Source organism: Arsukibacterium tuosuense (assembly GCF_900215315.1).
In the GTDB taxonomy this organism is placed as follows: Bacteria; Pseudomonadota; Gammaproteobacteria; order Enterobacterales; family Alteromonadaceae; genus Alishewanella; species Alishewanella tuosuense.
On the sequence record NZ_OBEB01000002.1, the window covers coordinates 502439 to 526475 of the forward strand.

Genomic DNA, 24037 nt, shown 5'->3' on the forward strand with positions numbered 1-24037 from the left:
TGCCGCCAACCCAAGATAAGCAGCATTATCAGCGCTATTTTCAGGATACTTTTATGTCGCAATCCGCATCACAACAAGAAGCCATGTCAGCAAGTAGCAACCCGTTACTGAGCTTTACTGATTTACCCCCTTTTTCGAAAATTAAACCTGAACAGGTTAAACCGGCGGTGGAAGCGGCAATTGCCACGTCGCGTCAGGCAGTAGAGCGGGCGCTGACGGCGGGCAACATCAGCTGGCACAGCCTGGTTGAACAACTGGAGCATGACAGCGACCAGCTGGGCCGGCTCTGGTCACCGGTGTCGCATTTAAACTCCGTGGTCAACAGCCCCGAGTTACGCGAGGCGTATGAGAGCTGCCTGCCACTGTTATCTGACTTCAGTACCTGGCTGGGCCAGCACGAAGGGTTGTATCAGGCTTACGAGAAGCTAAAAAATAGCGCTGAATTTACCGGCTTAACCCCGGCGCAGCAAAAGGTGATTACCAATGCCCTGCGAGATTTTAAATTATCAGGTATTGGCTTATCTGCTGCTAAGAAGAAACGTTACGGCGAAATTCAAAGCCGTTTGTCTGAGCTAAGCTCTACCTTTTCTAATAACACGCTGGACGCGACCGAGGCCTGGTTTAAACAGCTAACAGATGAAGCTCTGCTTAGCGGTTTACCGGAAGATGCCCGGCTGGCAGCTGCCGAGGAAGCAAAAAGCCGCGAGCTAGAAGGTTGGGTTTTTACCCTGGAGTTTCCCAGCTACATTGCCATTATGACCTATGCCGATAACCGGCAATTGCGCGAGGAGTTTTACAGCGCGTATTGCACCCGGGCGTCTGATCAGGGGCCACATGCCGGCAAGTTTGATAACAGTGCCATTATTGACGAAATTCTGACCTTAAAACATGAACTGGCGCAGCTGCTGGATTTTGACAATGCGGCTGAAGAATCACTGGTAACCAAGATGGCCGACAGCCCGGCCCAGGTGCTGGATTTCTTAACTGATTTAGCCCGGCGCGCCAAACCGCAGGCTGAGCAGGACCTGGCTGAACTGAGTGCCTTCGCCCGCGAGCAATATCAGGCCGCTGAGCTGGCCGCCTGGGATGTGACTTACTACGGCGAAAAACTGAAACAAGCTAGGTACTCGGTATCTGATGAGCAATTGCGGCCCTATTTCCCGGAAACGAAAGTAGTACCGGGCCTGTTTAAGGTTATTGAAAAATTGTTCGGCGTCACGGTTACCGAGCGCAAAGGTGTCGATGTCTGGCACCCGGACGTACGCTTTTATGATATTACCGACAGCGCAGGTGAGCTGCGCGGCAGTTTCTACCTTGACTTATACGCCCGCAGCCAGAAGCGGGGAGGTGCCTGGATGGACGATTGCCGTGGCCGGCGCACCCTGGCCGATGGCAGCGTGCAGACGCCGGTAGCGTATTTAACCTGTAATTTTAATAAGCCGGTCGGCGGTAAGCCCGCGTTGTTTACCCATGACGAAGTGGTAACCCTATTTCACGAATTTGGCCATGGTTTGCATCATATGCTAACCAAAGTTGAGGCGGCAGCCGTTGCCGGGATTAATGGCGTGGCCTGGGACGCGGTGGAGCTACCCAGCCAGTTTCTGGAAAACTGGTGCTGGGCGCCGGAAGCACTGGCCATAATTTCCAGCCATTATCAGACCGGCGAGCCGCTGCCACAGGACTTGCTGGATAAAATGCTGGCAGCCAAAAACTTCCAGTCGGCGATGTTCCTGGTGCGCCAGCTGGAGTTCGCGCTGTTTGATATGCGGTTACACGCCCAATACGATGGCGAGCAAAACAGTGCAGCCGGTGGCCGGGTGCAGCAACTGCTGGATGAGGTGCGCAGCGAAGTGTCAGTGATAGTGCCGCCGCGGTTTAATCGTTTTCAGCATGGCTTTGGCCATATTTTTGCCGGAGGTTATGGCGCAGGCTACTACAGTTATCTGTGGGCAGAGGTGCTGTCGGCTGACGCATTCAGCCGCTTTGAAGAAGAAGGGGTTTTTAATCCTGCTACCGGCCGGGATTTTTTAAGCTGGATTTTAGAACGGGGCGGCAGCGCCGAGCCAATGGAATTGTTTAAAGGCTTCCGCGGCCGGGAGCCATCGAATGAAGCGTTACTGCGCCATATGGGAATTGCCGGTTAAGTTGTTAACATTTAATTAATTGCTTATTCAGTTTTGCTCTGTCAGGATGATTAAAACCGGAGGTGGCGTATGAAATACCAAATAGGATTACTAACTTTATTGCTGGCTGTGGCGGGTTGTCAGCAGGGCCAGGCAGCCAATGAAGAGCGACTGGCGCCTGAGCCATTAGTGGAGGCAATCGATCCGGAAAAGGACCCTGTTGCCGCCGTAAAAGCGAAGGAGAAGCAAATGAACATGCAAGCAGATCAGGATGTCGGCGCATTACGTCGCGAAGCGTTAAAGCTGATTGGTGATGCCAGCGCGGACGATAACAGTCAGTGCCGGGTAACGGGCTTTGGCCATAAACCCTGTGGTGGCCCTGAACGATACGTGGCATATTCTACCAAAAATGGGAATGAGGCTGAGATTCTGAAGAAAATTGCCGCTTATAATGCTGCTGCTGAAGCAGAAAATATGCGGCTGGGCCGGATGTCAGACTGTGCCGTAGTACCCAAACCTAACGTAGAACTGTCGGGCGGCCAGTGCAAACTGGTTAAAGAAAACACTTACTAAGATGCCAGTAATTTAACGGAGCAGTATGGCTGATACAGTAGAACATTTTACCGCGATTTATCAGCGGGCCTGCGAGCGTAAAGGTGGTGAAGCAGCGTTAAAGGCATTAATCAGTAAACCGTTGCCACCGGCGAAGCTGGCGCAGTTGCCGGACAGCCTGCTACTGGCCGAGCTGACTAAAAAGGTGTTTCAGTCCGGGTTTGTCTGGCGGGTAGTACGACAGAAATGGCCGGGCTTTTGCGAACTGTTTTTCGATTTTGATATTGAAAAAGTGCTGCTGCTCAGTGATGAAATGCTGGAGCAGAAAGCAGCCGATCCACGGATTATCCGTAATCTGAATAAAGTGTTTACCATTCGTGATAATGCGTTGATGATCTTCGATGTCCAGCAGCAAGAAGTGCAGCAGAAAGTACAGCAGGAACAGCAGAGTTTCGCCCGCTTTGTCGCCGACTGGCCCACGGAGAATATTATTGGCTTATGGGCTTACTTAAAAAAGCATGGTGCCAGACTGGGTGGCAATACCGGCCCTTATGCGCTGCGGGCCATTGGCAAAGATACCTTTTTACTTACCCAGGAGATCGAGGGCTATTTGCGAGCGTATAATGTGTTTGATGGTGGTATTAACAGCCAGCGCAGTCTGAAACAAATTCAGCAGCAATTTAACCTGTGGCAACAACAGTCAGGGTTAAGTTTGCAGGAAGTCAGCCAGATAGTGGCGTTAAGTTGCGGCGAAAACCACGTAGGTATGCAGCGTTAATGTCGTCGATACCGCTATTACAATCTAAAGAATTAAGTGCTGATTATTGTCAGCAGCTACAACAGCAATTCGGCCTGAATTCCATAACCGAACCAGCCGGCTGGTACCTGAGTATGCAGCAGGGGGCATTAGTGCTGCAAAGTACTGAGCTGGCAAAACAGGGTGCCATTCTGGTTGATTTTGCCAGTGGCGCCAGCAGCTACCGGCGCAAGCACGGTGGCGGTAAAAGCGAAGCGATAGCCAAAGCGGTGGGGCTGAATAAAAGACACAATTTAACTGTACTGGATGCCACCGCGGGGCTGGGCCGTGATGCTTTTGTGCTGGCCAGCCTGGGCGCCACTGTTACGCTGGTGGAGCGCAATCCGGCAGTTGCCGCCTTATTAGCAGATGGCCTGCGCCGCGCTGCAGCCGATCCTAAGCTCAGCACGGTAGCAGCACGCATGCAGCTGCGCCATTGTCCGGCATTGCAGGCACTGACCAGCAGCGCCCCGGTGGATGTGGTCTTTTTAGATCCAATGTTTCCGGCGCGGGAAAAGTCGGCGCAGGTAAAAAAAGAAATGCGGGCCTTTCACGACGTGGTCGGCAGTGATACCGACGCTGATAGCTTGCTGGCCCCGGCGCAACAGCTGGCGCAAAAACGGGTGGTGGTAAAACGGCCGGGCTATGCCGGCTGGCTGGCAGATAAAGCGCCGACGATGGCAGTAAGCGGTAAAAATAACCGGTTCGATGTTTATGTTAATGCCGCTATCTGACAAGGCAATCGAATTAATAATTTCAAAAAAGCAAACTCAGGGGAAATACCAATGATTAAAACCGGCGATAAGTTACCAGAAGTCAGTTTTTCACAACTGACCAAAGAGGGCGTAATGAACCCGACCACCAGCCAGATTTTTGCCAATAAAAAAGTGCTGATGTTTGCTGTGCCCGGTGCTTTTACGCCAACCTGTTCTGCCGCCCATTTACCCGGTTATATCGCGCTGGCCGACCAGATTAAAGCAAAAGGCGTAGACACCATTATCTGCACTGCAGTAAATGATGCTTTTGTCATGAGCGCCTGGGGCAAAAGCCAGAATGCCGAAGAAATTGTCTTTCTGGCAGATGGCGGCGCCGCCTTTCATAAAGCTATCGGCCTGACCATGGAAACCGGTGACTTCGGCGGTGTGCGCTCGCAGCGCTATGCCATGCTGGTTGAAAATGGCGTGGTTACCTTGTTAAACGTGGAAGCACCGAAAACCTTTGAAGTCAGCAAAGCTGAAGTGATGTTAGCGGCGTTGTAATCTGTTACCAGCTAAGTGACACCTCAGCCATTAGTTAGCTGAGATGTCACTGTCCGGGTTGCTTTATCCGGGCTGGCGAAGGGCAACAATTTGCCAGCCATCGGCCCGGTATTTATCGACAATAGCACTGCGGGTGCCCCGGTGGTCCTGCGTCTGATAAGTAGCGACCTTTAACCGGCCGACTGCTTTGCCGAAATCCGGACGGCAACACCACAAGGATTGATCATTTGCCGGATGTGGCGGCACCAGGGTTTTAATCCCGCCATGTTTTAACGCCATATAAGATAAATGAATATCCTCACCGTTGTCCCAAAACTCCGGCTCTTCAATCCACATATAACGCACATAAGCCTTGCGCATAAACCAGGCGTGGCCGACCAGGTCGACTTCTGTGACCTCGCTATTCTGTACGCCATTCCAGCCCGCTTTACTTTTGCTGGAGTAACCGCCACTGGCAGGCAGTAATACACCTGAGCCACCGAGAATACCATCATGGCCCTGGTTGATTGTATCGAGACAGTTTTCGAACCAGCGCGGTTGCGGCAGGATATCGTCGTCAAAAAACGCAACGAATTCAGTGCGTACCAGGCTGGCCAGCGCAAAGCGGCCCCAGAATAAAAAGTTGGTATTGGAAACAATAACCCGGTCGGCTAACGCCGATACATCGAGTAGTTGGTCTTCACTGCGATTTGACCAGACCCAGATCTCATCGGGTGGCACCGTCTGGCTGCGCAAGGCTTTAATTTGCTCAGCTAAGTATTCGGCCCGCCGGTACGCCGTTAATATAACAGTAATACCGCTTTTTTTTGCGGCTGGCATCGGTGGTGCGTCACGATTAAATACGATGGTGTCGGCCGGGGCGGCCAGTTTGCGTTTTACCGCACCGGATAACTTAACCCGCCAGAAACCCATTACCCGGGTGTTCCACCACCAGCGAATGCTTTGTCCAATTGTCTTTTTACGTGCCATAACCGTCTCTGTTATTGATAGCGTTACTTATTAATCAGCGCCGACTTTATCCGGCGAATAGTTTTGCGGACAACCGACACCTTACTGTCTTCTTTATAGCGGCCTTTTTCGGCATGGCGGATAAGCAGTAAGTTTGGCAGTGCTATAGGCACGCCCTGGGTGCCGAGCAACCAGCGTACGGCACGGTCTTCATAGGTCTTGGTCCAGTGATGTTTGGGCTTCTGATACACCGCTAAATCATCGCAATAACCGCAGTTGCGGGCTACGTCGCCATGAATGATCTGAATGGCACCGGTTGCCCGGTCAAATTTACGTGGTTTAAATTTAGTTTTATCCACTTCCAGTAATTCGGTTTTATCTTTGCCGGCCGAAATCATTGGGTCGGCTTCGGTCAGCAAGGGAGTAACCAGTAAGGTGTCGGGAAACAGCAGAATTTCCTGGCGGCCTTTTAGCAGTTGCTCCAGGGTATCAAGACAGTTCTCGTGAAACACCATATCGCAGTCGGCAAACCACACCCAGTCGGCCTTGGTTTGTTTTGCTGCGCGGTTGCGGCCTATCGCCCGGCGCAGCAGCAGCGGGGTGGCCAGCGCCTGAAAGTTCCATTCGACATTCGGTACCGACAGGGTTTGAAAATGCTGTAGTAATTTCGCGGTGGCTTCATCTTCTTCTGAGTAAAACACGGTAAAACGCAGCTGCATATTGGTTGGCGGATACTTTACCAACGAGCTTAACTGGTAAACAAAAAAGCGGGCATAGTTCCAGCAGTGGGTCACTATCTCCAGTTTAATATTGTCATGCACCACCGCCAGCTCAGTTTTCAGCGGCTGGTTTTTAATAAAAGCGGTTGCCGGAAAATAACCCGAGGCAGCAAAGCGCAGCAAAACTTCTTTAATATTATCGAGCAGGCTCGCTTGCTCGAAAGTGGTGTTGTCTGAATTGACGTTAGGCATGCACAACTCCAGCGCGTGGTATTACTTATAAGATCTGGTAAAGAGTTCTGTTAAAGTAAACCGGCTTAAAAGGCAAAAAGTTTAGCATTAAAGCCGATATCGCAACAGATTCTTTTGGTGTCGCCGGCTGATATTTGGCATCATAACGCTTTTGGCAGCGCGGCCTTACTGCCAGTTTATATGGGATTTTACTATGGCTCAGGCGTTAAGCCGTGTGGCATATCAGCTGGCGTTATACCTGGGTTTATTGCCTTTACTGGCTTATCTGGGTTGGCGCACCCTGCGCGACCGCCGTTATGGCGAGCGTCTGGCGGAACGTTTTGGCTGGCTGCCTGGCCATATTCGTGCCGGCGGCATAGTGGTGCATACCGTGTCGGTTGGCGAAGCGATAGCCGCCATCCCGTTAATTAAGCAGTTGCAACAGCAGTACCCCGGAAAGCTTATTACCGTTACCTGTACCACCCCCACTGGCAGTGCTACTATTCGCAGCCGGCTGGGAGAAACGGTGCAGCACTGCTATCTGCCTTTTGACTACCCCGGTGCCGTGCGCCGTTTTATTAACCAGCTGCAGCCGCAACTTATTGTTATTCTTGAAACCGAGCTGTGGCCAAACTTGCTACAGCAATGCCATAGGGCACTGATCCCGACAGTATTGGTCAACGCCAGGTTGTCGGCACGTTCGGCCAGAGGTTACCGGCGTTTTGCCTGGCTTACCCGGCCGGCGTTGCAGCAGGTCAGCTTACTGTTGGCCCAGGATAAAGCCAGTGCCCGGCGGTTTCAGGCGCTGGGCCATACCAGGGTGCAGGTAGTGGGCAACTTAAAATTTGAGTTGCGCCTGCCTGATAACCTTGATGCGTTAAGTGCGGAATTGGTGCCTGCTCTCACTGACAGGCTGGTATGGGTGGCCGGCAGCACTCACGAGGGCGAAGACGAGCAGTTAATAGCAATGTATCGCCAGTTACAGCAGCAGTTCAGCAACTTACTGCTGGTGCTGGTACCACGCCACCCCGAACGCTTTAATAAAGTGGCTGCGCTGGTGACTAATGCCGGTTTGCAATTATGGCGGCGCAGTTCAAGTGGGGTGCCAGCAGCCGGCACCGAGGTAGCACTGGTTGACAGCATGGGCGAGTTACTGTCCTGGTATCAGCAGGCCAGTCTGGTTTTTATTGGCGGCAGTTTAATTAATCGCGGCGGCCACAATCCACTGGAAGCCATCTGTTTTGGTAAGGCCATCCAAACCGGGCCTCACTATTTTAACTTTGCCGATGCCTATAATCAGCTGGCGCAACGCCAGGCGGTCAGTATTGTTCAGGATGCTGCGCAGCTACAACACAATACCGCCGCTTTACTGGCCGATACGCTGCTGCGCCAACAGCAGGGTGAACGGGCCCGCCGGTTTTATCAGTCGCAGCAAGGCGCCGTTGTCCGAAGCGCCAAGGCGATAGCAGCACTGTGCGGCGACGCCCTGCAAAATGTGCGGCGCCATGCATCCGGCAGCAGCTTATACTGGTACCGCGCTGATGTGTTTGACGATATAGCTGCCGGGCAATTTGAGCCGCGCTGGTGGCAGCAACAACAGGCGGTAACCGGGAGCTCAACCGGCCGCAACACCGCCTGGTTTGTCCGGCATTTACATCAGGGGCGCCAACAGCAGTTAGTGCTGCGTCATTACTACCGTGGTGGTTTGGCGGGCAAAGTAAACAAAGACCGCTTTTTCTATCAGAGTGCGCTGTATAGCCGTGCTATGCAGGAGTTTGCCCTGTTGCAATGGATGCGTCAGCAAGGGCTGGCAGTGCCCTCACCTGTGGCGGCGCGTTACCGGCAGACAGGCCTGAGTTACCGCGCTGATTTACTGATTGAGCGGATCAGCGATGCGCGCGATCTGGCAACAATTCTACATTCTGAGCGAGCGTTGCAGGACAGCGAATGGCAGGCTGTCGGTATGGCAATCGCCCGCTTGCATACTGCCGGCGTCGATCATACTGATCTAAACTGCCGCAATATTCTGCTCGATAACAGTGGCACTATCTGGCTGATAGACTTTGATAAATGCCGGCGCCGGCCACCGGGACACTGGCAGCAACAGAATCTGCAACGCCTGCTGCGTTCGTTACATAAAGAGCAGGCAAAGCTTAGTCCTTTTCACTGGCACGCCACTGCCTGGCAAAATGTTATAAATGGTTATCTGCAACTAAAAAAGCCGTTAAACCCATATAATTAGCGCTTTGTCGCAGTTTCGGCTGGCTGTTTTACCATTATTTAACGCTTATATAATGGATTAAGCTGTTGGTGTCTTTGTTGAACTTTGGTATAACTAAGGCAGCGGAGGGGCATCTATGCGGCTAAATATAATAACAACAGCATTGCTCGCAGTCAGTTTGGTGGCAGCAGCAGATAATACCGAAATAATGGCGGAAGCGAAAACCGCTTTTCAGGAAGGCAGGTACACTAAAGCGGTAGAGCTTTGGCAGAACCTGGCGATGGAAGGGGTTACCGCTGCGCAGTTTGAACTGGCAAAAGCGTATTCTCTGGGCCAGGGGGTAGAACAAGACCCGCTGCAGGCGTCTTATTGGCTGGAGCAGGCAGCATCAAACAGCACCGATTTTGCTGAGCTGTCAGCAGCCCGTCGGGATATCGAGCGCGGTGCTGAACAGCTTAAGGCTGAGCAAACAGCCGCCGCTGTAGCGTCAGAGCCTGCACCACAGCAGGTTGCAGCACCTGCTGCTACAAAGAGCCCGGCGCAGGTCAGTAACACCTCTGAATTAACACTCGGCACCAGCAATCCGGCTGCGGCACTGGCGGCAGCACAAGCCAGCAAGCAAAGTCAGAGCGATGAAAATATTGCTGCTGAGCGCAGCGCGGAGAAATCCAGTGCTGACACAGCGGTGGCAACCAGCAGTGTCAGCTCGGTTGATGTTGGTTCAGCCGATTTCGATACCGGGATGCGGGCTTTTAACCGTGAAAATTACAGTGAAGCATTGGCGCAGTGGCTGCCACTGGCACAGAATGGTCACCGGGATGCCCAGTTTAATCTGGCGGCGCTTTACGCCAATGGTCATGGCGTAGCGGTCGATTTTACTGAAGCCGCCAACTGGTTTGTCGCAGCAGCAGAGCAGGGGATGGCTGCAGCCCAGTACCACCTGGCGACGTTATTTGCTAATGGCCGCGGGGTCAGCAAAGACGATGCCCAGGCGGTGTACTGGTATAACCAGGCCGCTGACCAGCAATATGTCCTCGCCCAGTATAATCTTGGTTATATGTATGCAAACGGTCGCGGGGTAAGCCAGGATGAGCGCGCGGCGCTTAACTGGTTTGAAAAAGCGGCTACGCAAGGCGATGTCGATGCCCAGTTTATTGTGGCCAACCGCTATAGCGACGGTCGCGGCACCGCCGTTGATATGGCGCAGGCGGCGCGCTGGTTGCAACAGGCATCGGCCCAGAATCATACCCGGGCGGCGTATCAACTAGGTTTATTATACCGTGATGGCAAAGGCGTCAGTAAGAACGATGACACGGCCTTTAAATTATTTTTAAAAGCGGCAGAGCAGGGCTTAGCTGAAGCTCAGCGTGAAGTGGGCGCCAGTTATTTGCAGGGGCGCGGCATTCGCGCCAATACTACCCGCGCCAAAGAGTGGCTGGAGCAGGCCGCTGCCCAGCAGGATGGCGATGCCAGCTACTATCTTGGTATGTTGCTGCAGCAAGGCAGTAGCCGGCAGGAAGACTTAAGCCGGGCAGTGGCGCTATTTGAGCTGGCTGCCAGCCAGGGGTCGGCTAATGCCCAGTACCAGCTGGGCTTATGTTACGCCAATGGCACCGGCGTTGCAGTTGACGATGCTCAGGCATTTAAGTGGTTTGAGGCTGCCGCGAAGCAAGGTCTGGCAATAGCCCAGTATACCGCAGCGCTGCGTCTGGCCAACGGCACCGGCACGGCGCAGGATGATGCCGCTGCTGTCAGCTGGTATCAACAGGCAGCAACTCAGGGCGAAGTATTCGCCATGTATAACCTGGGTTTTATGTATGCCAATGGTCGTGGCGTGCCGCAGGACGAGCAGCAGGCCGTATACTGGTATCAGAAGGTGGCAGAAACCGGCGATGCCGATGCTCAGTTTAATATGGGGCTGCGGTTTGAAACCGGCCGCGGGGTAAAGCAAAACGACCAGCAGGCGGTTTACTGGTATCAGCTGGCCGCTGATCAGCAGCATAGCCGGGCTTTGGCGCATTTGGGCTGGCTCTATGAAAAAGGCTATGGCGTACCACAGAACGAAGCCCGTGCTTTAGAGCTGTATCAACGATCGTTGGATGCCAGAGTACCCAGAGCGCTCACAGCATTGGGGATGTTTTATAAAAATGGCCGGCTGGTAAAAGCGGATGATAAGAAAGCGGTAGAACTGTTTAGTCAGGCCGCAGAGCAAGGCTACGCCACTGCCCAGTATAATCTGGGCTGGATGTACGAAAATGGTCGAGGGGTTGGTCGTGATCTGATAAAAGCCCGTGATTATTACCAGCTGGCAGCAGCGCAGGATGAGCCGTTGGCCAAAGCGCAACTGCACCGGTTACTTAATCCATAATTGCTTCGTTCTCAATGAAATAGCAAAGGGCGCCAACGGCGCCCTTAGTATTTCCTGCATAGCTAACGTTTAAGGCTTATATTCAACAACCAGCTTTACACCACTGAAGCTGCTGTAGGCACGCAGGCTGATATGGTAAGTAGCCGCCTGAGGGTTGCTGAAACTACAGCTTTCATTGTTGCCGGTTTTATATGGCCGGCAGTCATAACTGGTGGTGGTAGGCTGGCTGCCACGGCGCACATATAAATCCGCATCACCGGTGCCGCCAGAACTGTTAACCGTTAACGACGCCATACCCGCTGGTACCGTAATGGTATAGTGCAGCCAGTTATTTCTGGTGGCACTGAGGTTTTCCTGAGTACCGCCACCGCCAGTAGCACCGCCGCCAGCCGGCGCAGTGTAGTCAGCCACCAGTGACACGCCGGAATAGGCACTGTATGCGTTGATCATGACATGATAAACGCCTGCTTGCGGAGTGGCAAAGCTGCAGCTCTCTGTATTACCATTTTTATATGGCCGACAATCGTAATTGGAAGTCGTTGGCTGACTGCCAAAGCGCACATATAAGTCAGCATCACCACTGCCACCTGCCATGTTAAAGCTCAGGTTGGTCGCGCCGGCCGGTACTGTGAAGGTGTAGTAACTGGTCGAGTTGGTCGCGCCGGTTAAGTTGGTTTTAGCAACGGCTTTTTCTAACTCGTTACCAGTTGGCGGGGTAGGTTCTTCGCCACCGCCGCTGCCATCACAGCCTTGCTGGTCAATATAGTCGTAGGCAGCCTTTGTCCGCACCAGACCGTAGCCATAAGAGTTATCACGACCGGCGGTGCCAAGGTCTTCCGCTGTTACTGCCAGCACGTTTCTGATCTGTGCGTTTGAGCACTGTGGGAAATGGCTCCATAGCAGCGCGGCGACACCGGCAACATGGGGTGATGCCATAGAGGTACCGCTCATCAGGCCATAGTTGCTGGCACCTGAGCTCAGGTAAGCCGTCTGACCAAGCCGGCTCATCAGAGCCTGACCTACAGCCTGCGTTACCGCCAGTGCAGGTATCGACGTGCCAGGGTTATCACCCAGAGTGCCGCCAAAATCGCCGCTGGTATTATTGTAAATAACGGCCGCTAAGCCACCGCCATCTTCACATGACTGCACTTTTTGCACAAAACTGACATTACCGCGTTCAATAACACAAATTTTGTTTGCCACGTTGCTACAGGTTGTTTCGCCCAGGCCGCAGCTGGCCAGCGCCGCGTTGGCATCGCCGTCAGTCGAGTTGGTCATTGGTGAGCTGGCGTACTCGGTGCTACCTACACTGAGGATAGCCTCCAGACCCGTGCCCTCAGGATAGGTTGAACGAATATCAACGCCGGGACCGGCCAGTTCTACCTGAGTATTACGCTGGGAAAAGTCGGCAAGCTGCTTATTGCTATCAATAGCCGCAACAGAGATTACTGCATCATACGATGCCGGATACGACATAACGGTATTGCCATCGTTACCCGCAGCGGCAACTAACAATACGCCCTGGTCGAAAGCCGCCTGCATCGCATTGCTTTCGGTGGTATTTGAACCGCCGCCGCCCAGGCTCATATTGATAACAGTAGAGCCATTACTGACACAGGTGTTTACCGCATTTGCCAGAGTAGAACTGTAACCCCAACCTTCTTCGTTAAATACCTTAATAATGTGCAATTTGACATTACCATTAGGTAATACACCGACCATGCCGGTACTGTTGTTTAACGCAGCTATGGTGCCGGCAACATGGGTACCATGTGGACCACCATTGTCATACCAGTTACCGGTACCAGAATTGTTAGTACCGGTAATATTGCCGCTGAGGAAGTCTTCATGCGGCAGGTCTAAACCAGAGTCAATAACACAGACTTTCTGGTTAGACGCAAACTGATCACTGACCTGATTTGCCTGCACCATGGTGTAACCAAAAGGCACTTGCTGCGCCATAGGATAACGTTTTAAATCTTCTTCAATATAATCAACGTCTGGATCGGCTTGCAAGGTAACCAGATCAGCTTCGGTTAAATCAGCCGCAATGGCAGATTGCTGGGCTAATACATGATGTACCCGTAAACCTTTGCTTTGCAGTTTGCTGGTGACCTGCTGCAACGCATAAGCTGCCTGAGGTGAGGCATTGCCGGTGACTGTATTCTGGTTTAATAACACAGCGCCACCAAACGCTTCCTGCTTATATTTAATGATATAACGTTTGCCAGACTGGTTATCCAGTGAGGCAAACTGTTTGCTTTTCCTGGCAGTTGCGGCACTGGCCGGGGCAGCACTGGCGTAGGGCCGGGCCTGATTGGTATCAGCCATCGTGGCTGGTGACATCAGCACAGTCGCGGGTATACATAACACCGCGAGCTTACTAAGTTTAAATTTAGGTTTATACATGGATACACTCTTATTGTTTATAGTAATTATCAGAATAAATTTTTATAAATTCCTGGATGTGATGAACGCAAAGCGCAAACCTGCGATAACACCAAAGTTACTATTAACCAAAGTGTAACTAAGTGTAAATCCGTGAAATGGTGACAACTGTTAACAGTCTGAACGGGTCTTTTTGTTTGTTTCCGGAAAAGGGTTTTATTAAGTTTGGCGAAAAAAGCAACAAGCCAGACAGTGCAAGCCAGCCCGACCTGCTATCCATGACAATTAAGTGACCTCGTTTATAACTAATAATTATTAATTAGCAGTAAAGTGCATAAGCGCAGCGATTTTAATTGTCGTGGTTTCGGCATAGCCGGTTAATTGTCACTATTTAATTACCGCTAATTGCATCTGGCAACACAGTCGTCGACAATAGCCACTTTTCAGCAGACGGGCAGCAAAGCATGCAGCAGTGGGATGTAATAGTAGTGGGTGCCGGTGCTGCCGGCCTGATGTGTGCAATCGAGGCCGGTAACCGTGGCCGCAAAGTTTTGCTGCTGGACAATGGTAAACGGCCGGGGCGCAAAATATTAATGTCGGGCGGCGGCCGCTGTAATTTCACTAATATCTACAGCAGCCCGGAAAACTTCCTGTCGCAAAACAAGCATTTCTGCAAATCGGCGCTGAGTCGCTACACCCAGTGGGATTTTATCGCCCTGGTGCAAAAACATGCTATTCCCTTTCACGAGAAAACCCTTGGCCAGTTATTCTGTGGTGACTCGGCCAAAGATATCGTCGAGATGCTGCTAACCGAGGCCAAAGCGGCCAATGTGCAGATTGCTATGCAACAGCAAATCACCACCGTCAGCTTTGCTGATGGCGTATATACCGTGACTACGCCAGAGCTAAGCCGGCAGTGCCAGAGCCTGGTAATTGCCAGTGGCGGCTTAAGCCTGCCCAATCTGGGTGCCACTGCCTTTGGTTTTCAGCTGGCGGAACAGTTTGGTTTAAAAGTACTACCACTGCGCGCAGCGTTGGTGCCCTTAACCTGGCAACCCAGTGACAAAGCGGTGTTTGAGGAGATCAGCGGCGTGTCTTTACCTGTTACCGCTGAAGCTAATGGCACGCTGTTCCCGGAAGATATGCTGTTTACCCACCGCGGCTTAAGCGGCCCGGCCATCTTACAAATTTCCAGTTACTGGCAGCCGGGCGATAATGTCATCGTCAATATGTCTCCTGATACCAATGTGGCCGAGTTTCTGGCCAGCCAGCAACAAGCCCATCCGGAGCAGGAAGTAAAAACCGCGCTGGCTAAGTTGTTACCAAAGCGCTTAGTCGAAAAACTGCTGGAATTAAAGGTTTTCACTAATCAGCCGCTGAAAGCACTTAATCCGAAAAGCATTAAACAACTTGCTGACAGCCTGCATGGCTATATTTTTAAACCCAATGGCACCGAAGGCTACCGCACCGCCGAAGTGACCATTGGCGGGGTAGATACCGACGGCTTATCGTCGAAAACCATGGAAGCCAAGCAGCAACCGGGCTTGTATTTTATCGGCGAAGTAGTCGATGTCACCGGCTGGCTCGGCGGCTATAATTTCCAGTGGGCCTGGGCCAGCGGCTGGGTCGCCGGCCAGTATTGTTAGGGTTTAATAATTAAATGAAAAAACTCTCCAAAGTACAACTTAAACAACAAGCAGCGGTGCTGGACGCGGTGACTAAATTGGAACAGCTGGCACTGCTGGAGCTACCGGGCACGCTGCAGTGCTGGTTTAGCCTGGAGTATGAAGCTTTTCCCGGCTCGTTGCTGGTGCGGCTGCAGTTTGCTGATCAGGCTATGCTAGAGGCCGCGCTGCCGCAGTTGTTAACCTGGCAAAAACGGCTAAGTGGTTTAATGCTGAAAAAAGGGATAGTGCTGAAAGATATGCGCAAACATCTGGTGTTTACCCTTAATGCTCCTGATGAATAGCCCTGACGACTAATCCTGCCAAACGGATGAACCAAACTATGAAGTATTACCTTGGCGCTTATGCTGCATCACCCAACCACAGCGGCTGGAACCCTGCGCTTGAAACGGCGTTTTATAACGAATTAAAAGCCCTGCCCACTATCAAAGGGCTGGAACATCCGTTTCTGGGCAGCTTGCATCAACATGATGACAGCTGGTTTTTGGCCAATGTAGACCGGGCTTGGGATCACGTGTTTACCTGCATTCCCGGCATTATGAATGCGCTGGGCAAAAACCCGTTATTTGGCATTGCCTCAGTTGATGAAGCCGGCCGCGCGGCCGCGCTGGCATTTATGCAGCAGGCTTGTGCGGCGATTAGCAAACTCAACGCCCATCTGGGCCGCCAGGCGGTACAAGCTATTCAAATACAAACTGCACCGGCGCGGCATAACGCGGCTTCATCAAAAGAAGCGCTTGCGTCGTCGCTTCAGACCATGCTGAGCTGGGACTGGCAGGGCGCGAAGATTGTCATAGAGCACTGTGATGCCTATGTTGCCAGTCATACACCGTCAAAAGGCTTTTTAGCATTACATGATGAGCTGGCAGTACTGCAGCAGTTAAACTCACATTTACCGGCAGCACAGCAACTGGGCATGGTCATTAACTGGGGCCGTTCGGTATTTGAAACACGACGGCCAGAAGGTGCTGTTGAGCATATTCAGGCGGCGCAAACGGCAGGGTTATTAAGTGGTGTGATGTTCTCCGGTGTGTCGGACCAGCACAGCGAATACGGCGCCTGGCGCGACAGCCACCAGCCACCGCGCAACAGCGAAACCGTAAAGCATGGCGAGCCGGGCAGCTGGATGACCGAGCAGGCCATGCACGATTGTCTGGCCGCTTGCGATAACCCGGCAGCGTTAATGGTGCTCGGCGCTAAAATTGGCATCCGGCCGCTTAGTGCAACTATTGAGCAGCGTATCGGCACTATCCGCGATACGCTGGCGATTTTAGATCGTTATTTTAATTACTAGACGGGCAAAGTTACCTTGTCAGCAGCGGGCGGCTAATCTTTATAAAATCTTTATAAGACGGCATTAAATCTTGAGAAAAGCTTAACAACTGCCCGGGCAAAATAGCGATAGGCTTACGTCACTCAATGTTATTGTAGTGAAGCAAGATGTCTGGCTACACCTTTGCCGTTGGCAATCCTGAAGTAAAAAACAAGCATTTCTTCTATCGGGTAATAGGGTATTTGCTGCTCAGCCTCAGTCTGGCGCAGTTTGTTACCATGGTGGTCAGTTTTGCCTTGCACGACCGCTCATTCTGGAACTTCTTACTGGCCGCAGTGATAACGTTCAGCGTCGGCGCCGGGCTGGTTATGCGCTCTGGCTCGGCTGTACAGCTGAAAAAACGCTATCTGTTTTTGCTGACAACGCTGTGCTGGTTGTCGATTTGTTTTTTTGCAGCCATCCCTTTGTACCTGAGCGTGCCACAGCTGAGCATTACTGATGCCTGGTTTGAAACGGTATCGGCTATTACTACCACGGGTTCCACGGTATTAAGTGGTCTGGATACTATGCCCAGAGCGGTGCTGCTATGGCGGGCAATTCTGCAGTGGATTGGCGGTATTGGTATTATAGTGATGGCTATCGCTATTTTACCGGCACTGAAAATCGGTGGCATGAAACTGTTTAAAACAGAAAGCTCCGATATTTCTGAGAAAATTCTGCCGCGCAGCAGCAGTCTGTCCAGTTATATTTTGCTGGTCTATCTGGCTATTAGTGTTGCTGCCGCACTAAGCTACTTTATTGGTGGGATGTCCGGCTTTGATGCCGTAACCCATGGTATGACATCCGCTGCCACCGGTGGCTTTGCCAATTATGATGCCTCATTCGGGCACTTTAATGATAAGCCCTGGCTACTATGGCTAAGCTCGCTGTGGATGGTGCTGGCAGCCTTACCTTTTGTATTGTTTGTCGGTATGGCAAAAGGGGATAAATGGGCATTACTGCGCGACCCGCAAGCCCGGGCTTTTATTAAAATTGTGCTGGTGGCTGCGCTGATGCTGACGGCCTATCAGATAATTCATGATCAGCGCAGCTGGTTTGCAGCCTTAACCCACAGCGTGTTCAACGTCGTATCAGTCATTACTACCTGTGGTTATGCCTCAGAAGACTACAGTGCCTGGGGCAGTATGGCGGTAGTCATGTTTTTTTATCTGACATTCAGTGGCGGTTGCTCAGGTTCCACGTCGGGTGGCCTGAAAATCTTCCGAACTCAACTATCTGGTTATTTGCTGGTGAAACAGCTTAACTTACTGATCCACCCTAATGCGGTCTGGACTCAGAAATACGGCAGCAAGAAAGTCGATGACAGCTTGCTCAGCTCTGTGCTGGCCTTCGCCTTTATTTATTTTGCGACTATTGCTGCTTTGGCCCTGGTGTTATCAATGTATAATCTGGATTTTGTTACCGCATTAACCGGCGCGGCAACCGCGGTAGGTAATGTGGGGCCCGGCCTGGGAGATATTATTGGTCCGGCGGGCAACTTCGCTACCCTGCCCGATGGCGCTAAATGGTGGTTATCCTTAGGTATGCTGTTAGGCAGGCTGGAGATTTTAACCGTTTTATTGTTATTTACCCCAATGTACTGGCGTTATTAAAGCTGGCGCGATAAAGGCAGACAAACCATGAAACTGAGCCAGGCCAGACACTATACCCTTTGGCAGCTGTGGCTGCTAGCAATTGCCGTGCCGCTGATTATAGTGTTGGCGCTGCTGCCGGCCCGGGCGCTGCTGACTACTACTGACGTGGCTATGCTGCAACTACTGTGGGTAACCTGGGTAGCGCAGCAGACCGGCCAGCGCTGGGCTATTATTACTACTGTCAGTAGTGTGCTGCTACTCGACTGGTTTTTTGTCACGCCTTACTACACCCTGTATGTGAATCATATCGATTATCTGATCACCTTTATCGTCATGTTGTTGCTGGGCATTTTTATTGGTCGCTTGTCAGGCAGGTTGCGGCTTGAGCTGGCCCGGACTAAAAAACATATGCGTCAGCGTCAGCTGCTGGCCGGTAAAACCCGTCAGGCCAGGTTTCAGGCTGAACTGGAGCATAGCCGGGCCATGTTGCTACGCTCTATTTCCCATGACTTACGCACGCCGCTGGCAACCATTATGGGGGCATCCAGTATGCTGGCAGACAACGAGCTGGCGTTAAGTGCTTCAGAAATTCGTGAGCAGGCCGCCAATATTTATCGTCAGAGCAGTTTACTCAGCCAGCATTTTGATAAAGTAATGGAGCTTAGCCGGGTACAGCAGCCACAGCATACATTGCAGCTTGCTACGCTGGACGTGGCAGATGTGGTATCGGCCGCCATCGGCCGGCGTGAGCAGCTGCTGAGTAATCAGCCGATGCAGATTGAGCTGACCAATACTGAGCATTGCCTGGCTGACAGTACTCTGTTGGAAATAGCGCTGGCCAATATGCTGGAAAATGCGGTACGCCATGGCGCCGCACCGGTAACGGTAAACTTCAGCCAGGCGGATGGCTACAACTATTTATCGGTAAGCAATGCCATGGCCCATCAGAGCAAAGCCCAGCGTGACAGCGGCACCGGACTGGGCACTGCGATATGCAAGGCGGTAATGCAACTGCATCGGGGCCAGTTCAGTTTGCAAAGCCAGGCCGACCAGACCATGCTGGCGCAATTACGCTGGCCTGAGTCGATAACTGTGGCAACAAGGAGCAGCCGTGGCTGAAACCATTTTAGTGCTGGAAGATGACCCGGCAATGCAAAGCTTTTTAACGACCTTATTAAAGAGCCAGCAGCATCAGGTATTAAGTTTCAGTGCCGGACTGGAGGCATTACAGTGTCTGGTGACGCAGCCGGTTGATTTAATCTTACTGGATTTAGGCCTGACCGATATGGATGGTCAGGATTGGCTGCAGCAGCTACGTAACTGGAGCGAAACGCCGGTCATCATTATTTCTGCCCGCCACAGTGAACATGACAAAGTGCAGGCGCTGGATAACGGTGCCAACGATTATGTTACCAAGCCCTTCAGTGCTGCTGAGCTGATGGCCCGGGTTCGGGCCAATCTGCGCAAAGTCAGCAGTAACCAGCAGGTATTCAGTTTTGGTGATGTCCAGCTCGATCCAGTCAGCCGCACCGTCAGCCGCAATACACAGCCGGTGCATCTGACCAAAACGGAATATGATATTTTATTACTGTTAATGCGTAATGCTGACAAGGTATTAACCCATAACCAGATTTTAAGTCAGGTATGGGGTAAAACCTATATTGACCGGCCGGAGTATGTGCGGGTACATATGGCGCAGCTACGTCAGAAGCTGGAGGCTAACCCGGCCGCGCCCAGCTACCTTAAAACCGAGCCGGGTGTCGGTTATCGGTTAAAGGTAGCAAACGCGGGAAGCAGCTTATAACTGGCTGGCTATTCGCTGGGCGTACGATACTTCTCAAACCAGGCCAGCATGTATTCGACTTTTTCAATCATCCGGCTGGGGGTGTTGGAAATACCGTGCGGCGAGCCCGGGATCCGCACCAGTGCCGTGTCTACCCGGCGAATTTGCAGCGCCTGATAAAACTGCTCTGACTCGGAAATCGGCGTGCGCCGGTCCTGCTCGCCGGTGATCAGAATAGTCGGGGTTTGCACATTGCCTACCAGGCTTAGTGGCGAGCGCTGCCAGTAATGGTCGACATGCTCCCAGGGTACGCCCGGGAACTGATGAAAGGTCTGGTACAGATAGCTGTCACCGGTCAGTACCTTGCTTAACCAGTTAATTACCGGTTTAACCACCGCCGCCGCTTTATAGCGGTTGGTTAAGCCAATGGCATAAGCCGCGGCGATGCCACCGGCCGAGCCGCCGCCGATAAACAGGTTGTTCTCGTCAATAAAGCCCAGCTCCAGCATGGCATTAACCCCGCTGTCATGGTCGGCGTAATCTTCCGGCGAGCTGTACTTATTCTGCAATAACAACGCAAAACGCTCACCGTACGACGAACTACCACGGTGGTTATCATAAAACACCACATAACCTTCTTTGGCATAGCGCTGCATTTCGGCGCTCCACTGTGCGCCATAGGCTAAATGTGGTCCGCCATGAATTTCCAGCAGTAACGGGTATTTTTTAGTAGGGTCAAAATCCGGCGGCGTCATATACCAGCCCTGAATTTCTTCACCATCAAACGAAGATGGGTAATTTATCTCATGTACCTGCGCCAGTTTTTTATGACCCAGTAAATCTTCGTTCAGTGCGGTTAATACCGTGCTTTTGCCTTTTTGCAATACCGCGACGTCACTGGGGCGCTGGCTGGTGCCATGGGTGTAGGCGATCACGCCGTTATCTGATACTGAGTAGCTGCCGCTTAAATATGGCTGCGGCTGCGACACCCCACCTAAGCTGGCCGTTAACTCAGTCAGTTTGCCACTGCGGGTTAAGGTCGCCAGTTTACGCTGGCCCCGATCATCATACTGCACCACAAAGCTTTGGTTACTCAGCCAGCTCGCTGCCGCAATGCTGCGGTCAAAGTCGGCTGCGATATCGTTGATATTTTTGTTATTAAGCGCCAGTACTTTTAGCTTGCTGTTGCTGTAGGGCACCAGTGCATTGCTTTGCCATAAAAACGCCAGCTGTTTGCCATCGGGCGAAAATACCGGGGACGACTCATCGCCGGCCATAGTGGTCAGGGGGGTCAGCTCGTTGCTGGCTAAATCAAGCTGGTACAGGTTGCTGTCACGCGGCTGAAATTCCCACTCCGGGTCTAAGTTGGCCGAAAATAACAGGGCTTGGCTATCCGGGCTGAAGGTAAGATCGCTGCCATAATGAAAATCACCCGACGTCAGCTGGCGGGCACTACCACCTGTGACCGGCAGTACAAAAATCTGCCGGAATTGCGGCTTCAGAAACCCCTGGCCATCGGCCTGGTAACGGGCCCGGTCTAATACTACTGGCGGCTCTGACCATTTGGCCCCGGCAGGCTTTTTCACTTTTTTAACCCGCTGCTTTACCTCGGCTTCACTGGCAGCGACATTCATGGTAAAAGCCAGCAGCTTGCCATCAGGTGACCAGCTCAGGTTAGCCGGGCTTTGCGGTAACCGCGATAACTGAGCGGTTTTATTCTCGGCCAGATAATGCAGATGAATTTGCCGGCTACCGCTGCTATTAGCGATAAACGCCAGTTTTTTGCCATCTGCCGACCAGCGGGGCTGACTGTAACTGAAGTTATCGGCAAATAAGGGGAGTTGCTGGCCGCTTTTCACATCCAGCAGCCATAAGCTGGTGCGGGTGCTGTCGGTCATAATGTCGTTGCTGGCCCGGACATAAACAATTTTGCTGCCATCGGGCGATATCTGCACATCGCTGGCGTACTCCAGCGCAAAAATGTCTTCGGCTTCAAAGTACTGGCTATCGGTAGTGCTGGCAGCAGCCGGTAGGGCATACAGCAGGGCGCTGCCCAGCAGCAGGCTGGCTAACAGTTTAATGGCGGACGAAGTGTGGTTCACGGGCATGCTCTCATTGAAATAACCTTAACGGCTAAACTACCTGTTTCACCGTTAAGGTTCAAACATACCGCGACCAGTTAGCGGTTTTAAGCGCTGACGCTGTCAAACAACTGTAAAAAGGTCGGTGCCTGCCGAATATGCAGCGGCAGGTGCAGGCGGCGGGCGATATCCTGCGCGCTTATCACGCCCCGGATCTGATGTGACTCCCGGTCAACCACCACACAGTGTTGCTCACCACTCGATTGCAGGGTATTGAGCACATCCGCTATGGTGCAGTTTTGCAATTGCTGCCAGGCCAGAGCCTTTATCCGCTGCCGCGGCAGCATTAAATCGGCTACTTTAATGTCATGCCGGCTATCACCCAGCGCTACCCGGCGCATAATAGCCTGATCTGACAATTGCTCCAGGTGAATAATGCCGCTTAGTTCTCCCTGCTCATCTACCACCAGTTTCAGCTTGCAGCGTTCCAGCTGCATTACGGCCAGCACATCACTGGCGGGCAGGGTTTCACTGATCATATCGGGCTTACTGTGTTTAAAGTCAGTAACCAGCTGTAAAGCCGGAGAGGTTAATTTAGCCTGATCAAACTGGCCGGGCTGAACTAAATGATCAATCGGTTCTACAGAAAATAATGCTAATGTTTTCATGGTATTTCTCGCTGCCAGCATGCAGAGGCCGTGCTGGCTGATAAAAAGTTTTGCTAAGGCAATAATGCCGGAAACGTTTTACGCTAAGGAAGGTAATGGTGGGGCGCGCACCGGGTGAGCGGCTTTGGCCTGGGGCAATAATACGGCAGCAGGCAGACTACTGGAGGCAAGGCTAAGCAACAACGGTAGCTTATTGTTGGCAAGTGGCAGGCTGTTGTCGCTGTCATCACTGCTATCTTGCTCAGTGAACAGACTTACCTGGCCGGTTAACGGGCTTACTGCCTGCAGCTGGCTGTCAGCTAATGGGGTTAAATGCGGCGCGTGAGCACTGGCAAGCTGCGGGGTTACCAGCAGGCTCAGGTAAAGTATTAAGGCAACTGCACTAAACCAACGCATCATCAGGCTACTTTTAAATCCGTTATCAACAGAAACTCATCATTGCCAACCGCTGACGTTTAGCAGTCGGTTAACGTTAAATGATAATGGGCGTAGCCGGCAGTATTGGCAAGAGATGACACAAAATATAATTGCAGATTGCGACCAGCAGCGCCGTTAGTGAGCCAGAATTGGTTTTAACAGCGCAGGTCAGCCTGGCTGATTAGCGGCAGCCAGGTTTGCTGCCAGCCGGCGGGCCCTTAAAAAACCAACCAGATTACTGAGCAGGAACGCTAACTCCATCATTACCGCTACCGGTGAACCCACCAGAATATTGTGAATGATCCAGCAACTGGCACCCAGTGCCATACATAACCGTACCCGGCCCAACCGGGTTTGAAAGCTGCCGTAAGTGCCCAGCATCGCGGCCGTATAGGGCAGCAAATTTAGCGGGTTGCTATAGGTGGTAAGTACAATTACGGTGGCGGCAGCCATAAACAGCAGCATCCAGTGCTGGCGGGGCTGCATAGCGGCGACCAGAAAGCGAATGGCGGTTAAGCCGACAAACAGAGCAGCTTCGTACTGACCAAGTAAGCCGAAGTGACTGGCATTCAATACTGCCGAGATAAACCAGAACTTCAGCATGGTGCTGCGCTGTTGTTGCCAGAACGCAAAAATGCCGCTGCCAAAGGCAACGGCAGCAAGCAATTGTGATCCTGCAAACAACATACTGAGTTCTGGCAAAATATTTCCGGCAGTAGTTAGATAACGGTTGCTATCATACGCGAATGGCCACCGGCTTGCCTGTCGGCCTCGGCATAACATATAACCGCATCACAGTTCATTACTGAAATAAGTCAGTAAATAAAACCGCAGGCAGGTGGCTGTCCCGGCGTTTTCTGATAGGCTTGTTTTAATGGTGCCAATAAAGGA

Annotated in this window: 20 protein-coding genes; 13 read left to right on the forward strand and 7 right to left on the reverse strand. The window is 52.1% G+C overall.

Annotation, left to right across the window (positions count from 1 at the left end):
- Positions 1–53: 53 nt before the first annotated feature.
- From prlC to CRO03_RS06770, 5 genes are all read left to right on the forward strand, one after another.
- Positions 54–2144, forward strand: coding sequence for an oligopeptidase A (gene prlC, locus CRO03_RS06750; protein WP_245861511.1), 2091 nt, complete (start codon positions 54–56; stop codon positions 2142–2144).
- Positions 2145–2213: 69 nt separating this feature from the next.
- Positions 2214–2696 carry a hypothetical protein gene (locus CRO03_RS06755; protein WP_097110845.1) on the forward strand — a complete coding sequence of 161 codons (483 nt, stop codon included), beginning with the start codon at positions 2214–2216 and terminating at the stop codon, positions 2694–2696.
- Between the two features lie 25 nt (positions 2697–2721).
- Positions 2722–3453, forward strand: coding sequence for a DNA-3-methyladenine glycosylase I (locus CRO03_RS06760; protein ID WP_097110846.1), 732 nt, complete (start codon positions 2722–2724; stop codon positions 3451–3453).
- Complete coding sequence (locus CRO03_RS06765) at positions 3453–4205, forward strand: class I SAM-dependent methyltransferase (protein WP_097110847.1); 753 nt, start codon at positions 3453–3455, stop codon at positions 4203–4205. Before CRO03_RS06760 ends, CRO03_RS06765 begins: the two co-directional genes overlap by 1 nt.
- Positions 4206–4256: 51 nt before the next feature.
- Positions 4257–4730: a peroxiredoxin gene (locus CRO03_RS06770; RefSeq protein WP_097110848.1), complete on the forward strand. Its 474-nt coding sequence runs from the start codon at positions 4257–4259 to the stop codon at positions 4728–4730.
- A 63-nt stretch (positions 4731–4793) separates the two neighbouring features.
- On the opposite strand, the gene CRO03_RS06775 is transcribed toward CRO03_RS06770, so the two are convergent.
- Entirely contained in the window at positions 4794–5699 is a 906-nt protein-coding gene (locus CRO03_RS06775) for a glycosyltransferase family 2 protein (RefSeq protein ID WP_097110849.1), read from the reverse strand.
- Between the two features lie 23 nt (positions 5700–5722).
- On the reverse strand, positions 5723–6649 hold the full coding sequence (locus CRO03_RS06780; RefSeq protein WP_097110850.1) for a glycosyltransferase family 2 protein: 927 nt from the start codon (positions 6647–6649) through the stop codon (positions 5723–5725).
- 193 nt (positions 6650–6842) lie between these two features.
- Here CRO03_RS06780 and waaA point away from each other — a divergent pair, with 193 nt between their 5' ends.
- Both waaA and CRO03_RS06790 read left to right on the forward strand, forming a co-directional pair.
- Positions 6843–8870, forward strand: coding sequence for a lipid IV(A) 3-deoxy-D-manno-octulosonic acid transferase (gene waaA / locus CRO03_RS06785; protein ID WP_097110851.1), 2028 nt, complete (start codon positions 6843–6845; stop codon positions 8868–8870).
- Positions 8871–8985: 115 nt separating this feature from the next.
- Positions 8986–11217, forward strand: coding sequence for an SEL1-like repeat protein (locus tag CRO03_RS06790; protein ID WP_097110852.1), 2232 nt, complete (start codon positions 8986–8988; stop codon positions 11215–11217).
- Between the two features lie 69 nt (positions 11218–11286).
- Here the strand turns inward: CRO03_RS06790 and CRO03_RS06795 are convergent, their stop codons facing one another.
- Entirely contained in the window at positions 11287–13626 is a 2340-nt protein-coding gene (locus CRO03_RS06795; RefSeq protein ID WP_097110853.1) for a S8 family serine peptidase, read from the reverse strand.
- Between the two features lie 443 nt (positions 13627–14069).
- On the opposite strand from CRO03_RS06795, the gene CRO03_RS06800 reads away from it, so the two are divergent.
- From CRO03_RS06800 to CRO03_RS06825, 6 genes are all read left to right on the forward strand, one after another.
- Positions 14070–15251, forward strand: coding sequence for a BaiN/RdsA family NAD(P)/FAD-dependent oxidoreductase (locus CRO03_RS06800; protein WP_097110854.1), 1182 nt, complete (start codon positions 14070–14072; stop codon positions 15249–15251).
- A gap of 14 nt (positions 15252–15265) precedes the next feature.
- Entirely contained in the window at positions 15266–15574 is a 309-nt protein-coding gene (locus tag CRO03_RS06805; protein WP_097110855.1) for a hypothetical protein, read from the forward strand.
- A 38-nt stretch (positions 15575–15612) separates the two neighbouring features.
- Complete coding sequence (locus CRO03_RS06810) at positions 15613–16584, forward strand: DUF4862 family protein (RefSeq protein ID WP_097110911.1); 972 nt, start codon at positions 15613–15615, stop codon at positions 16582–16584.
- Between the two features lie 146 nt (positions 16585–16730).
- Entirely contained in the window at positions 16731–18215 is a 1485-nt protein-coding gene (locus tag CRO03_RS06815) for a TrkH family potassium uptake protein (protein WP_097110856.1), read from the forward strand.
- Between the two features lie 27 nt (positions 18216–18242).
- Positions 18243–19316 carry a sensor histidine kinase gene (locus CRO03_RS06820; RefSeq protein WP_097110857.1) on the forward strand — a complete coding sequence of 358 codons (1074 nt, stop codon included), beginning with the start codon at positions 18243–18245 and terminating at the stop codon, positions 19314–19316.
- Complete coding sequence (locus CRO03_RS06825; RefSeq protein WP_245861513.1) at positions 19309–20001, forward strand: response regulator transcription factor; 693 nt, start codon at positions 19309–19311, stop codon at positions 19999–20001. Before CRO03_RS06820 ends, CRO03_RS06825 begins: the two co-directional genes overlap by 8 nt.
- 8 nt (positions 20002–20009) lie before the next feature.
- Here the strand turns inward: CRO03_RS06825 and CRO03_RS06830 are convergent, their stop codons facing one another.
- The 4 genes from CRO03_RS06830 to CRO03_RS06845 form a co-directional block, all read right to left on the reverse strand.
- The gene (locus CRO03_RS06830; RefSeq protein ID WP_097110858.1) at positions 20010–22088 is read right to left on the reverse strand and encodes a S9 family peptidase; all 2079 of its coding nucleotides are present in this window, start codon (positions 22086–22088) and stop codon (positions 20010–20012) included.
- 80 nt (positions 22089–22168) lie between these two features.
- On the reverse strand, positions 22169–22729 hold the full coding sequence (locus CRO03_RS06835; RefSeq protein ID WP_097110859.1) for a CBS domain-containing protein: 561 nt from the start codon (positions 22727–22729) through the stop codon (positions 22169–22171).
- A 78-nt stretch (positions 22730–22807) separates the two neighbouring features.
- Entirely contained in the window at positions 22808–23128 is a 321-nt protein-coding gene (locus CRO03_RS06840) for a hypothetical protein (protein ID WP_097110860.1), read from the reverse strand.
- A 186-nt stretch (positions 23129–23314) separates the two neighbouring features.
- Positions 23315–23848, reverse strand: a complete 534-nt coding sequence (locus tag CRO03_RS06845; RefSeq protein WP_170948959.1) for a YgjV family protein — start codon at positions 23846–23848, stop codon at positions 23315–23317.
- Between the last annotated feature and the right edge of the window lie 189 nt (positions 23849–24037).